This is a genomic window from Methylobacterium sp. B4 (assembly GCF_003201865.1).
GTDB lineage: Bacteria > Pseudomonadota > Alphaproteobacteria > Rhizobiales > Beijerinckiaceae > Methylobacterium.
Genome location: NZ_QJJJ01000005.1, coordinates 70,750 through 83,256 on the forward strand (window position 1 = coordinate 70,750; position 12,507 = coordinate 83,256).

The 12,507-nt window shown below is 69.9% G+C and carries 13 protein-coding genes and 1 other RNA gene; 8 read left to right on the forward strand and 6 right to left on the reverse strand.

Annotated features, from left to right (window positions below; genetic code table 11):
* Positions 1-7 precede the first annotated feature (7 nt).
* Both BY998_RS09125 and gap read right to left on the reverse strand, forming a co-directional pair.
* Positions 8-511, reverse strand: coding sequence for a hypothetical protein (locus tag BY998_RS09125; RefSeq protein WP_110351321.1), 504 nt, complete (start codon positions 509-511; stop codon positions 8-10).
* Positions 512-625: 114 nt separating this feature from the next.
* A complete protein-coding gene (gap, locus tag BY998_RS09130) occupies positions 626-1,633 on the reverse strand; it encodes a type I glyceraldehyde-3-phosphate dehydrogenase (RefSeq protein WP_110351322.1) in 1,008 nt (335 codons plus the stop codon).
* Between the two features lie 484 nt (positions 1,634-2,117).
* On the opposite strand from gap, the gene BY998_RS09135 reads away from it, so the two are divergent.
* From BY998_RS09135 to BY998_RS09155, 5 genes are all read left to right on the forward strand, one after another.
* Positions 2,118-2,426, forward strand: coding sequence for a DUF4164 domain-containing protein (locus BY998_RS09135; protein ID WP_110351323.1), 309 nt, complete (start codon positions 2,118-2,120; stop codon positions 2,424-2,426).
* Positions 2,427-2,448: 22 nt separating this feature from the next.
* Positions 2,449-2,796 carry a cell division protein ZapA gene (locus tag BY998_RS09140; protein ID WP_110351324.1) on the forward strand — a complete coding sequence of 116 codons (348 nt, stop codon included), beginning with the start codon at positions 2,449-2,451 and terminating at the stop codon, positions 2,794-2,796.
* A 92-nt stretch (positions 2,797-2,888) separates the two neighbouring features.
* Positions 2,889-3,045: non-coding RNA, 6S RNA (gene ssrS / locus BY998_RS09145), on the forward strand.
* A complete protein-coding gene (locus tag BY998_RS09150) occupies positions 3,035-3,625 on the forward strand; it encodes a 5-formyltetrahydrofolate cyclo-ligase (protein WP_110351325.1) in 591 nt (196 codons plus the stop codon). The genes ssrS and BY998_RS09150 overlap by 11 nt, the downstream gene beginning before the upstream one ends.
* Before the next feature lie 9 nt (positions 3,626-3,634).
* On the forward strand, positions 3,635-4,456 hold the full coding sequence (locus BY998_RS09155) for a TIGR00282 family metallophosphoesterase (RefSeq protein WP_110351326.1): 822 nt from the start codon (positions 3,635-3,637) through the stop codon (positions 4,454-4,456).
* A gap of 14 nt (positions 4,457-4,470) precedes the next feature.
* On the opposite strand, the gene BY998_RS09160 is transcribed toward BY998_RS09155, so the two are convergent.
* Positions 4,471-5,688, reverse strand: coding sequence for a hypothetical protein (locus BY998_RS09160; RefSeq protein ID WP_146221759.1), 1,218 nt, complete (start codon positions 5,686-5,688; stop codon positions 4,471-4,473).
* A gap of 248 nt (positions 5,689-5,936) precedes the next feature.
* Between BY998_RS09160 and BY998_RS09165 the strand changes: the two genes are divergently transcribed.
* Both BY998_RS09165 and BY998_RS09170 read left to right on the forward strand, forming a co-directional pair.
* The gene (locus tag BY998_RS09165; protein ID WP_110351328.1) at positions 5,937-6,920 is read left to right on the forward strand and encodes a MotA/TolQ/ExbB proton channel family protein; all 984 of its coding nucleotides are present in this window, start codon (positions 5,937-5,939) and stop codon (positions 6,918-6,920) included.
* Between the two features lie 5 nt (positions 6,921-6,925).
* Positions 6,926-7,939, forward strand: a complete 1,014-nt coding sequence (locus tag BY998_RS09170; RefSeq protein WP_110351329.1) for a peptidoglycan -binding protein — start codon at positions 6,926-6,928, stop codon at positions 7,937-7,939.
* A gap of 147 nt (positions 7,940-8,086) precedes the next feature.
* Here BY998_RS09170 and BY998_RS09175 read toward each other — a convergent pair whose 3' ends face one another.
* Positions 8,087-9,094, reverse strand: a complete 1,008-nt coding sequence (locus tag BY998_RS09175) for a D-cysteine desulfhydrase family protein (protein WP_110351330.1) — start codon at positions 9,092-9,094, stop codon at positions 8,087-8,089.
* A 6-nt stretch (positions 9,095-9,100) separates the two neighbouring features.
* Positions 9,101-10,963: an ABC transporter transmembrane domain-containing protein gene (locus tag BY998_RS09180; protein ID WP_110351498.1), complete on the reverse strand. Its 1,863-nt coding sequence runs from the start codon at positions 10,961-10,963 to the stop codon at positions 9,101-9,103.
* Positions 10,964-11,243: 280 nt separating this feature from the next.
* On the opposite strand from BY998_RS09180, the gene rpmE reads away from it, so the two are divergent.
* Positions 11,244-11,498: a 50S ribosomal protein L31 gene (gene rpmE, locus BY998_RS09185; RefSeq protein WP_012454207.1), complete on the forward strand. Its 255-nt coding sequence runs from the start codon at positions 11,244-11,246 to the stop codon at positions 11,496-11,498.
* Between the two features lie 221 nt (positions 11,499-11,719).
* Here rpmE and BY998_RS09190 read toward each other — a convergent pair whose 3' ends face one another.
* Positions 11,720-12,253, reverse strand: a complete 534-nt coding sequence (locus tag BY998_RS09190; protein WP_110351331.1) for a DUF1465 family protein — start codon at positions 12,251-12,253, stop codon at positions 11,720-11,722.
* Between the last annotated feature and the right edge of the window lie 254 nt (positions 12,254-12,507).

Genomic DNA, 12,507 nt, shown 5'->3' on the forward strand with positions numbered 1-12,507 from the left:
TCGCTTCTTAGGGGTTGGAGGCCGGAGGATTGGCGGGCGCGGTCTGCTGGCCGCCGACGCCGTGGGGCAGCATCCGGTCGAGGTTCAGCCGCTGCACGGCCACCATCAGCGCGACCGTGAGCACGGCGGTGATGATCGCGGTCAGCACCAGCGCGCCGGTGCCGGGCAGGCGGCTGACCCGGTCGGACAGGGTGCGGACTTCGCTGCGCAGCGACGAGAGGTCGGCCTGACGCGCGGCATCGTTCATGCGGGTGGAGGCGGATTCGACCTTCTCCTCGACGCGCGAGAGCAGCGCCTCGGAGCGGGCGTACTTGTCCTCGATGCGCGCCGTCTTGTCCTCGATGCGGGCCAGCTGGTCGGCGTGGTTGACCGGAGCGGCGGCCGAGGGCTCGGCGCGGCTCGCGGAGACCGGAGCCGTCGGTGCCTCCGCCCTGGCGGGTGCCGGCGCAGGGGTCGGCTTGGTGGGGATGAAGTCGGTCCCGGAAGGCTTGGTCGGCGAGGGGTCGGTCATCGCGTAACGCACCTTGAGCTTCGGCGAGGCAGGCTCGCCCAGGGATCCTGGAGGCTTCGACGAGCGGCCGGAACCGAAAGGTCCGGCCGCCCTCGTGACGCTGAAGCTAGAGCGTCAGATCAGCTTGGCCATGGCCACGGCGGTGTCGGCCATGCGGTTCGAGAAGCCCCACTCGTTGTCGTACCAGGACAGGATGCGCACGAAGGTGCCGTCCATGACTTTGGTCTGGTCGAGGTGGAAGGTGGACGAGTGCGGGTCGTGGTTGAAGTCGATCGACACGTTCGGCCGGTCGGTCACGCCGAGCACGCCCTTGAGCGGGCCGGCGGCGGCGGCCTTGATCGCGTCGTTGATTTCCTGGACCGAGGTCTGGCGCTTGGCGGTGAAGACCAGATCGACCGCCGAGACGTTCGGGGTCGGGACGCGGATCGCGGTGCCGTCGAGCTTGCCCTTCAGCTCCGGCAGGACGAGGCCGACGGCCTTGGCCGCACCGGTCGAGGTCGGGATCATCGAGAGCGCCGCGGCGCGGGCCCGGTAGAGATCCTTGTGCATCTGGTCCAACGAGGGCTGGTCGTTGGTGTAGGAGTGGATCGTGGTCATGAAACCGCGCTCGATCCCCACCGTCTCGTCGAGCACCTTGGCGACCGGCGCGAGGCAGTTCGTGGTGCATGAGGCGTTGGAGACGACGAGGTGCTCGCCCGTCAGCCGGTCGTGATTCACGCCGTAGACCACCGTCAGGTCGGCGCCGTCGGCGGGGGCCGAGACGAGCACGCGCTTGGCGCCGGCATCGAGGTGAGCCTTGGCCTTGTCCTTCGAGGTGAAGATGCCCGTGCATTCGAGCGCGATGTCCACGCCCAGCGCACCGTGGGGCAGCTCGGCGGGGTTGCGCACGGCGGTGACGCGGATGCGCTTGCCGTTGATGACGATGTCGTCGCCCTCCACCGCCACCTCGGCCGGGAAGCGGCCGTGCACGGAATCGTAGCGCAGCAGGTGGGCGTTGGTCTCGACCGGGCCGAGATCGTTGATGGCCACGACCTCGATGTCGGTGCGGCCGGCCTCGACGATGGCCCGCAGCACGTTGCGGCCGATGCGCCCGAACCCGTTGATGGCAACCTTGACGGTCACGGCGTGACTCCTTCGTGATGGGGCGCGCCTGCGCGCCGATGGGGGACCGGTGGGGCCGGTCGACGGCGTTGGCGCGCGTCGCCCGATGACAGCGGGACCGCTCCATGCGGGGCGGCACTGAACCTGGGATGAACCGCGGGGCGCGCCGCACCCGTCCGGTCGGCGGACGGTTCGAGCGGGAGGCCGGGACGGGTCACGATGTCAGGATTCCGTTGGGGCGGCCCCGCACCGGGGGAGCAGGGCCGGGCGCCGGCTGTCTAACATGGTGAGGGGGGCTGTCAAAGATTGCAGACAAGATCCCCTGGGGGCTGTGAATCGGCTGGCATTTCGATTGCCCTTGCCTGTAACTTTCAACGGTCACGTTTTCGGGACGGCGCGTGCGAAGACCGGCGCGATGATCTGTCGATCCCCGTCGTTCCCTGCCGACCACGGGGATGCGAGACGCGTCGCGTGGCTTCGATCGATCGGGTGAACCAGGGCGGACATGGCGAAGGCAGTGCAGGCGAAGGGGCAGGACGCCCCCCCTCTGGAGGAAGCCCTCCACCGGCTCGACGCGGCCCTGGCGCTCCTCGAGACGACGGTCGCCCGCAAGCTCGAGATGGAGCGCAGCCGCGGCGACCGGGAGACGGAGTTCGCGCTGCTCGAAGAGGATCGGGTCCGCCTGGCCGCGGAGCTGGACGCGGCGGGCGCCCGACTCGCGCGGGTGACCACCACCACGGGCGAGGTGAACCGCCGCCTCGATCGCGCCATCGAGACGGTGGAAGACGTGCTGTCCGGCCCCGCCGGCCGGTGAGTGTCAGTCAGAGTCTTCGCGGATGCCGCACGTCAACGTCACCATCGCCGGCAAGAGCTACCGCATGGCCTGCGGCCCCGGCGAGGAGGACCATCTCGCAGCGCTCGCCAAGAGCTTCGACGATCGCGTCTCCGAGATGCGCGGCACCTTCGGCGAGATCGGCGACATGCGCCTGCACGTGATGGCCGCCCTCACCCTCGCCGACGAGCTGCAAGAGGCCCGCGGCCGCATCGCCGATCTGGAGGCGCGGGCGGCACAGGGCGCCGCGGAGCAGGCCCGTCTCGCCGGCGGCGTCGGCGCCGCCGCCGAGCGCATCGACCGACTCGCCCGCGCCCTGTCGGGGCATCCGGCGGGACAGGGTCAGGGCTGACGCGCCCCGGCCTGTGCGCCGGCTCCGGAAATTCGCACCCGCGACGCGAAGGGCCCCTGGCGCCGGAGCCCCGACAGGTCTATCTCTGGCGGGCGGGGCTGCAGGGTTCGTCAGGAGAACTTTCCCCGGGGCCTTATCGACTCCCTAGGGAGCTGTCACTGGCCTCGTCCGTGGACTTGGCCAACACGGCGCCCACCTACTCTGTAGGTTTCCCGGGATCGACACTCCGACGGCTCAGGTGGCTCCGCACTCTTCTCCCGAACGCTCTCTCAAAGCGCGCCTGCGCGGCGAGGCCCTGGCGCGCCGCGACGCGCTCTCCCCCGAGGAGCGGGCCGCCGGCTCGCTGCGCGCCGCGCAGACCATTGCGGCGCTGCCCGAACTCGCCCGGGCGCCGCTGGTCGGCGCCTTCTGGCCGATCCGCAGCGAGATCGACCCGCGCCCGCTGATCGAGCGCCTGTTCGCCCGCGGGCAGCGGGTGGCTCTGCCGAAGGTCACCAAGCAGGGCCTCGTCTTCCGCGAGTGGCGCGCGGGCGAGGAACTGGTGACCGGCGGCTTCGGTCTCAGCGAGCCCCGGGACGACCTTCCCCCCCTCGACCCCACCGCCCTGATCGTGCCGCTCGCCGCCTTCGACCGCGCGGGCCAGCGCATCGGCTACGGCGCGGGCTACTACGATCAGGCGATCGAGCGGCTCTCGAAGAACGGCCCGGTGCTCACCATCGGCATCGCCTTCTCCGTGCAGGAGATCGAGCGCGTGCCGGCCGAGCCGCACGACCGCCCCCTCGACCATCTCGTGACCGAGGCCGGCCCCGTGCCGCTCCGTCAAAGCTAAACCCTCGCGATGCGCATCCTCTTCCTCGGCGACATCGTCGGACGCCCCGGCCGCCACGCGGTCACCGACCGGCTCCCCGGCCTGCGCGAGCGCTGGCGCCTCGACTGCGTGGTGATCAACGGCGAGAACGCGGCCGGCGGCTTCGGCATCACGGAATCGATCTGCGACGAAATCCTCCAGGCCGGCGCCGACGCGGTCACGCTCGGCAACCACTCCTTCGATCAGCGCGAGGCGCTCGTCTTCATCGCCCGCCAGCCACGGCTGATCCGCCCGGCGAACTATCCGCCGGGCACGCCGGGGCGCGGCGCGACCGTGATCGAGACCGCCCGCGGCGCGCGCGTCCTCGTCGTCAACGTGATGGGCCGGATCTTCCTCGATCCCCTCGACGATCCCTTCACGGCGGCCGACCGGGAGCTGGAGGCCTGCCCCCTCGGGGCGGCGGCGGATGCGGTCATCGTCGATGTCCACGCCGAGGCCACCAGCGAGAAGCAGGCGATGGGGCACTTCCTCGACGGCCGCGCCAGCCTCGTCGTCGGCACGCACACCCACGCGCCGACGGCCGACCACCGCGTCCTTCCCAACGGTACCGCCTACCTCTCGGATGCCGGCATGTGCGGCGACTACGATTCCGTGCTCGGCATGCAGAAGGACGAGCCGGTGCGCCGCTTCCTGCAGAAGACCCCGGGCTCGCGCCTGGAAGCGGCCAACGGCCCCGGCACCCTGTGCGGCGTCGCGGTCGAGACCGACGACACCACGGGGCTGGCCAAGCGCGTCTGGGCCGTGCGGCTGGGGCCGCATCTCGAGGAAACCTGGCCGCGGGAGTGGGAGTAACGCCCCCGCCCCGATCAGGGCGCCAGCAGTACACCCCACATGAAGTCGAACTGCCGCGCACCTTCGAGGGCGGCCGGAATCGTCCGGCCGGACGGATTGAAGGGAAGCATCGCGATGGCCGATCCGGGCGTTTTTCCGTTCGGCCCGAACGAGGCGTAGGAATGACACGTGATGCAGGATGAGGCCGGGATCGTCCCGTTGCGCACGATTCCCTCGATGACGGAATTGCCCAGGACGTAGGGCGTCCCGTCCGCAGCCGTGTAGTCCACCTGCGTCGACTTCAGACAGTAGTTCTCCCAAACCTGTGACAGCCCTGCCGCTCGCATCAGCGACGTCAGCTCGGGCGTCTTCGGACAAGCGCCGTACTGCGTGTTGATCGCGTCCTTGTTGGGCAGCACGGTTCGGTTCACGGCACCGAACGTGTCGGAGCAGCCGATGCTGTCGCAACGCCCAGGATTGAACTGGTGCTCGAAGGTGCCCCAGACCCAGTTGGGATTCTGACGGCTGCTGACATGCATCGAGAGGAGCGCGTATTCCTGCTGGTTCGAGATGGTCGTGTGGTACAAGCGGCGCACGTTGTCGGCATCGCGAAGTTGCGGAAGCCATTGCAGAAGAAACGGCACCGGCACCCAGTCGACCTTCACGGAGATGGCGTCCAGCGGCATCTCGATCTTGAGGGCCTTCGTGTAGGCCGCGGCCAGGCCGGCCTGCGTATTGAGCTTGTTGGTGACGATGTAGTCGAACTGCGAGCGATTGCGCCGCACCTCCTCCGCGATGCACGGGGTCGGCGTTCCATGCGTCGGGAAGCCCCCGACCGCGGCATTGCCCGGCGCCTTGCAGGGAACGCTGATCGCGACCGAACGCAGGTCCCGCGCATCGGACGGCGCGGCGAACTGCGTCTTGGCCAGCAGCAGCGCACTCGTCTGGAAGGAGCGGGTCTGGCTTGCATCGCCGGCCGGCCAGCGTGGGGTCTGACTGAAGGTATCCGCGTCCGACGCCCAGGTCTCGAAGACCACGGGCGAGGGTTGGGACGGACTCGCCGGAGCAGTGAACTTGACGAAGTGCTGCCAGATGAAGGCGTCCGAGTTTCCCTGGAAACCGTCGACGGCTCCAGGCTGCGCCAAGCGCGCCACCGAGGCGGCATCCTGTGCAAGGGCTGCTTGACCCATCACGACACACGCAGCCGCGGACACCAGCCCGCGCATAATCGGCTTGAGAACTGAGCGCGCCATCGACGATCCCCCAAAGGTGCCGTGAGAGTCGGGCACTACGGAATCCACTACCTTGGATAGCAATCAATTAAAACTGAAATATCAGGTTGCGCAGATCGAACTTCGAGTGCCCATCGATTCCTCAGGACCGCAGAGGTCGATGGAGTCTCGGTCGGCTTGATCGCGGAAGGGCGAGCCGCCACAGTGCCGCCGATTTTGTAACCGGTGCCGCCGATCCCGGCGTCAGGCCCAACATGAGTATGGACCCGATGGCGGCCCGTTCCGCGTCCTCCGACACCCCGCCCCTGGCAAAACCCGGCATGACGCTGGTGCGGATGCTGGTGTTCCTCGCGCTGGCGGGCTTCCTCGCCTTCGTCCTCTACAAGCAGATCACCCCGGCCTTCCTTGCCAATCCGGGCCTCAACGGGCTGATCCTCGGGGTGCTCCTGATCGCAGTGCTGCTCGCCTTCGGACAGGTGACGCGGCTGTTCCGCGAGGTGCGCTACGTCAACGCCGTGGCCGCGGGTGAACGGCCGAAGGATCGTCCGACCCTGCTCGCCCCGCTGGTCCCGGCCCTTGAGGCGCGCCGCGACGGGCTCACCCTGTCGAGCACCCGGGCGCATCTCGACACCACCGCCGTGCGGCTCGACGAGGGCCGCGAGATCCTGCGCTACATCGCCGGCATCCTGATCCTGCTCGGTCTGCTCGGCACCTTCTGGGGCCTGATCGAGACCCTCTCGGCCGTGGGCTCGGTGATCGGCGGCATGCGCGGCGGCGGCGACGCGGCGGTGATGTTCGACGAGTTGAAGAGCGGGCTCGCCGTGCCGCTCTCCGGCATCGGCCTCGCCTTCTCCGCCTCGCTGTTCGGTCTGGCGTCGTCGCTGATCGTCGGCTTCCTCGACCTTCAGGCGGGGCAGGCCCATGCGCGCTTCCACAACGAATTGGAGGATTGGCTGGTCTCCGGGGCGGAGCAGGCGCCCGTCGGCGTGGCGAGGCCGGCACCCGAGCACGACCCGGCGGTCGCCCGCGAGCTTCAGGCCGCGATCGAACGGCTCACCGGCGTGATCGCGGAAGGCGTCGGTGGCCGGGGCGCGACCCAGGCGATGACGAACCTCGCCGAGGGCATCCAGGGACTCGTGCAGCACATGCGCGCCGAGCAACAGATGATCCGCGACTGGGTGGAGGCGCAGGCCGCCCGCGAGCGCGAGCTGAAGCAGGTGCTCGACCGGATCGCCCGCGGCAAGGGCGAGTAGCGCCGATGGCTTCCGTCCGCGCACGCTCGCAGCGCAGCCTCAACGTCTGGCCCGGCTACGTCGATGCGCTGGCCACGCTGCTGCTCGCCGTCGTCTTCCTGCTGACCGTCTTCGTGGTCGGGCAGTTCTTCCTCTCGCAGGAGCTGACCGGGCGCGACGCGGTGCTCAACCGCCTCAACCGCCAGATCGCCGACCTCACCGACCTGCTCGCCCTGGAACGCTCGAACCGCCGCGCCCAGGAAGAGGCGGCGGCGAGCATGCGCAACACGCTCACGGCCACGGAAGCCGAGCGCGACCGCCTCCAGGCGCTCACCGCCGCCAGCGAGGCCGCCCAGGGCAAGAGCGCCGATGTCGACGCGCAGCTCGCCGCCGAGCGGGGCGCGACGCAGCGGGCACAGAATCAGGTCGAGCTTCTGAACGAGCAGATCCGGGCCCTGCGCCGACAACTCGCGGCGCTGGAGGATGCGCTGGCCGCCTCCGAATCCCGCGACCGGGAGAGCCAAGCCCGCATCGCCGAACTCGGCAGCCGCCTCAACGTCGCGCTCGCCCAACGGGTGCAGGAATTGGCGCGCTACCGCTCCGACTTCTTCGGGCGCCTGCGCCAGATCGTCGGCAGCCGCTCGGACATCCGCGTGGTCGGCGACCGCTTCGTGCTGCAATCCGAGGTGCTGTTCGCGGCGGGCTCGGCGGCGCTGAAGCCCGAGGCCGGCCCCGAGATCGACCGGATCGCGGGCGCGATCCTCGACATCTCCAAGGAGATCCCCGCCGACATCCCCTGGGTGCTGCGGGTGGACGGCCATACCGACGCCCGGCCGATCCAGTCGGCGCAATTCCCCTCGAACTGGGCGCTCTCGGCCGCCCGTGCCATCGCCGTGGTGCAGTACCTGCGGAGCAAGGGCATCCCGCCGCAGCGCCTGCTGGCGGGTGCCTTCGGCGAGTTCCAGCCGCTCGATGCGGGCACGAGCGAGGAGGCCTATTCCAAGAACCGGCGCATCGAGATGAAGCTGACGGAGCGGTAGGGGCAAATCCCTCTGCCCTCTGCGGAAGAGGGTGGTCCCGAAGGGGTCGGGTGAGGGAAACGGCGTTTCCGGAAAGTCCTGAGCCGTTTCTTCTCCCGCCTCGCCTCCGCCAGGCACCTTCCGTGGAGCGAAGAGGGTTCGGGAGCGCTAGAACTCCGCTCGATACGCGAACAAACCCGGCACGCCGCCGGTCATCACGAACAGAACCGCCGCGCCCGGTGCGTAGGCGCCCGCGCGCACGTCGTGGAGCAGGCCCGCGAAGGCCTTGCCGCTGTAGACGGGGTCGAGCAGCAGCCCCTCCGTTCGCGCCATCAGGCGCACGGCCTCGCGCATGCCCTCGGTCGGGATACCGTAGCCCGGCCCGCGATGGGCGCCGTCCACGCGGATGGTGTCGTCAGACAGCGCGAGGTCGGCCCCCATCAGCGCGAGAGTGTCGCGGGCCCTGGCCAGCGTCGCGGCCCGCGCCTCGGCCTCGGGGGCGAGCACCGTGTAGGATTGCGCGAGCCCGGGGTCCCGGCCCGCGGCGGCGAGGCCCCCGGCGAGGCCGGCATGAGTGCCGGAGCTGCCGTTCGGCACGACGATGCGGGCGAAGGCGAGGCCGAGATGCGCCGCCTGATCGAGGATCTCGGCGGCGCAGGCGGCGTAGCCGAGGCAGCCGAGCGGACTCGAACCGCCGGAGGGGAAGACGGAGACGCGCCGGCCCTGCCCGCGCAGCTCCTCCGCCCGTGCCTCGGCTTCCTTGAGCGAATCGGCCTCGGCCGACAGCAGGTGGACGCGGGCACCGAACAGATCCTGCAGCAGCCGGTTGCCGTTGCCGGTGTAGTCGGCATCCTCCCGTTTCACGCTACGGGTCAGGAACAGCTCGCAGGCGAGCCCCATCCGGGCGGCGGAGGCTGCGGTGAGCCGGGCGTGGTTCGATTGCAGGGCGCCGACGGTGATCACCGTATCGGCGCGCTCCGCCAGCGCTTGGCCCAGCAGGAATTCGAGCTTGCGCAGCTTGTTGCCGCCCAGTCCTACCGGGCCGACATCGTCGCGCTTCACGAACAGGCGCACGCCGTTCAGCTCCGAACCGAGATGGGTCGAGAGCCGGTCGAGGGAGCGGATCGGGGTCGGCCCATCCGTGAGCGCGACCCGGGGGAAGCGGCTGAAATCCATCGGCCGCTACTCCGCCGGCAGTGCGGCGAGCTTCGGGCGGGGATCGCGGGCGCGGGCGCTCTCGTCGAAGCTGTCGGCGAATTGCAGGCTCGCGAGCTGGGCGTAGAGGCCGCCGCGGGCCAGCAGGCTCTCGTGCGTCCCCTCCTCCACGATCCGCCCTCCGTCGAAAACGAGGATGCGGTCGGCGGCGCGGATGGTCGCGAGCCGGTGGGCGATCACCAGCGTGGTGCGGCTCTGCATGAGCCGGTCGAGGGCGCTCTGCACCGCGCGCTCGCTCTCCGCATCGAGCGCCGAGGTCGCCTCGTCGAGCAGCAGGATCGGCGCATCCTTGAGGATGGCGCGGGCGATCGCGATACGCTGGCGCTGACCGCCCGAGAGCGTCGTGCCGCGCTCGCCGAGGAGCGTCGCGTAGCCCTGCGGCAGGGCGCGGACGAAGCCGTCCGCATTCGCGAGGCGGGCCGCCTCCTCCACTTCCGCCTCACTTGCGTCGGGGCGGCCGTAGCGGATGTTCTCCAAGACGGTGCCGGAGAACACCACCGGATCCTGCGGCACGAGGGAGAGGCGGGCGCGCAGGGCGTCGAGATCCGCCCGCGGCAGCGCCACGCCGTCGATGCGCACGCTGCCCTCGTCCGGGTCGTAGAAGCGCAGGAGCAGCTGCAGCACCGTCGTCTTGCCGGCCCCCGACGGACCGACGAGCGCCACCCGCTCGCCGGGCGCTACGGAGAAGGAGATGCCGTCGAGCGCCGCGTGCTCGGGGCGGGTGGGATAGCGGAAGCGCACCGCATCGAAGGCGACCTCGCCGCGGGCCGGGCTCGGCAGGGCGACCGGATCCTCCGGCGAGCGGATCGCCGGCTCGGCGGCCAGGATCTCGCCGAGGCGCTCGGCGGCACCCGCGGCCTGGGCGAGTTCGCCGTAGACCTCGGAGAGCTGGCCGAGCGCGCTGGCGCCGAATACGGCGTAGAGAACGAATTGCGAGAGTTGGCCCGCGCTGGTGGTGCCCGCGAGCACGCCCTTGGCGCCGTACCACATGACGCCGACGACCGAGGACGAGATCAGGAAGATCGCCACCCCCGTGAGCAGGGCGCGGGCGGTGATGGAGGCGCGCGCGGCCCGGTAGGCGTTCTCGGAGGCCTGGGCGAAGACCCCGGCCGTGGTCCGACCCATGCCGAAGGCCTGCATCGTGCGCACCGCCCCGATCGCCTCCGCCGCGTAGGCCGAGGCGTCGGCGAGCCGGTCCTGCGCCGAGCGCGAGCGGCGGCGCACGCCGCGCCCCGACAGGATCAGCGGGAAGACGATGAGCGGGATCGCCGCGAGCACGAGGATGGAGAGTCCCGGGCTGGTCCAGACCATCATCACGACGGCGCCGACGAACAGGAACAGGTTGCGCAGCAGGATCGAGATCGAGACGCCGAACACCGCCTTGACCTGCGTGGCATCCGCCGTGAGCCGCGAGACGATCTCGCCGGACTGCGCCTTGTCGAAGAAGGTGGGGTCGAGGCTGGTGAGCCGCGCGAACACCGCCGAGCGCAGGTCGGCCACGACGCGCTCGCCCAGCGTCACCACGGAGTAGTAGCGGCCCGCGCTCGACACCGCGAGCACGGCCACCACGCCGAGCAAGGCCACGAAGTAGGAGTTGATGAGCGCCTGCCCCTCCGGCGAGAAGCCGTGGTCGATCACCCGGCGAATCGCGATCGGCACCACCAGCGTGGCGCCCGACGCCGCGATCAGCGAAATCAGCGCGGCCAGGATGCGGCCCCGGTAGCGGCTGGCGAAGGGAATCAGGGGCCTGAGCGCCCCGAGCGGCGCCCGGCCCCGCGCCGCCTGCATGTCGGACTTCGCGTCGGACGACGCGTCACGCCTGCGGGCCATCATTCCTCGACATCGTTTCTTCCCGTCTCGCCGTCTTGGTCTTGTCGGCTTCGTTCCAGGCCATCGCATAAGCAGCGACCGCCCCGATTTCCAGTTCGCCACCCATTCGCACCGCGGGAGGGGCGCATGGCAGACGGTTGGTTCGAACCGTCCGGCATCCCTTGTCGGCGGTCCGAGGCTGAGGTATAGGCGCGCCTTCATCGGAATGCGCGCGATGTTTTGCCCCTGGCCCCTGCCTCAGGCGGCGAGGTCGGTTGGCGTGCTACCTCAGGAATTCGTCATGGCAAAGAACGAGGCCGGTAAGGCCAAGGGGACCGAGCACCCCGACTACCACTTCATCAAGGTCGTGATGACCGATGGGACCGAGTACAAGACCCGCTCGACCTACGGCAAGGAAGGCGACGTCCTGAACCTGGACATCGACCCGACGACCCACCCGGCCTGGACCGGCGGCGAGCAGAAGATGCTCGATCGCGGCGGCCGCGTCTCGCGCTTCAATTCCCGCTTCGGCGGCCTCGGCTTCGGCAAGAAGTGATTTTCCGGGATTTGGGCCTCGGCCCGAATCGCTGAGACGGCGCCGCTCGCGGCGCCGTTTTCGTTTGTATCGGGACAATCGAGCGCGGCCGTATCGCTTCGTCGGCGCTCGCGATCGGACCGCGGCAGGCTCGCCGAGCGCATGCGCCGACGCTTCGAGCGGTCCGTATCCATCGGCAGACGGACGGGCGGACACCCGCCCGACCTCGAACTTTCAATACGTCACTCGCCGCCGAAGGCCGCGCGAAGCCGGCCGAACTGGGCCGTCACCGGGCTCTCGCGCGGCAGCGGCACCGGACGGTCCTCGCTGATCAGAGCGTCGAGATGCAGGATGCGCGCGTGCAGCCGGCGGGAGCGGCGCACGAGATCCTGGAGCCGCACGGGCAGAGCGGCGAAGGCGTCGCCGGTCTCGGGCAGGACGCGCTCCGATTCGTTGAGCTTGACCCGGGTCTTCTCCTCCTGGGCCTGATTCAGGGTCAGCTCCCCCTCGGAGACCGCCCGCTGCACGAGCAGCCAGGAGGCGATCTGCATCAGCCGGGTGGTGAGCCGCATGCTCTCGCTGGCATAGGCCAGCGTGGCGTCGCGGGAAATCAAGCGCGATTCGCTGCGCCCCTCCCCGTCGAGATAGGCCGCCGTTTCCTCCACCAGCAGCATGCCCTCGCGGAACAGGCTCTTGAACGCCTCCGAGGCCACGTAGGACTCGCCGAAGCTCACCCATTCGCGCTCGTCCCGGAACGTGACGTCGAACTCGGTCATCCTGCCTCCTGTACCGCCGGCGACACCATCTGCCCCGGAACGGGACGATATCGGTGCGAATGCGGTCAGTCCGGCAAGTGTAGCGCCGATTGCGGGCCTTGAGAGCCTTCACCTTCTTTTAAGGTTAAGCGGCGCAGAAGCCGCATCCGGCGGGCCGAGGGCGGCCGCGCTGCGGGAGGCGCCAAAAAAGAAGCCGCTCCGGGGAGCGGCTTGTTCCGAGTCTACAGGGAGGCATCAAACAGAGTGGACGAGAA

Bases quoted from the DNA above. Each gene is read 5' to 3' on its own strand.
- BY998_RS09140 (WP_110351324.1), top strand. From the start codon at position 2,449: ATGCCGCACGTCAACGTCACCATCGCCGGCAAGAGCTACCGCATGGCC.
- BY998_RS09160 (WP_146221759.1), bottom strand. From the start codon at position 5,688: ATGGCGCGCTCAGTTCTCAAGCCGATTATGCGCGGGCTGGTGTCCGCG.
- BY998_RS09135 (WP_110351323.1), top strand. From the start codon at position 2,118: ATGGCGAAGGCAGTGCAGGCGAAGGGGCAGGACGCCCCCCCTCTGGAG.
- BY998_RS09155 (WP_110351326.1), top strand. From the start codon at position 3,635: ATGCGCATCCTCTTCCTCGGCGACATCGTCGGACGCCCCGGCCGCCAC.
- BY998_RS09180 (WP_110351498.1), bottom strand. From the start codon at position 10,963: ATGGCCCGCAGGCGTGACGCGTCGTCCGACGCGAAGTCCGACATGCAG.
- BY998_RS09190 (WP_110351331.1), bottom strand. From the start codon at position 12,253: ATGACCGAGTTCGACGTCACGTTCCGGGACGAGCGCGAATGGGTGAGC.
- BY998_RS09175 (WP_110351330.1), bottom strand. From the start codon at position 9,094: ATGGATTTCAGCCGCTTCCCCCGGGTCGCGCTCACGGATGGGCCGACC.
- BY998_RS09125 (WP_110351321.1), bottom strand. From the start codon at position 511: ATGACCGACCCCTCGCCGACCAAGCCTTCCGGGACCGACTTCATCCCC.
- BY998_RS09165 (WP_110351328.1), top strand. From the start codon at position 5,937: ATGGCGGCCCGTTCCGCGTCCTCCGACACCCCGCCCCTGGCAAAACCC.
- BY998_RS09170 (WP_110351329.1), top strand. From the start codon at position 6,926: ATGGCTTCCGTCCGCGCACGCTCGCAGCGCAGCCTCAACGTCTGGCCC.
- rpmE (WP_012454207.1), top strand. From the start codon at position 11,244: ATGGCAAAGAACGAGGCCGGTAAGGCCAAGGGGACCGAGCACCCCGAC.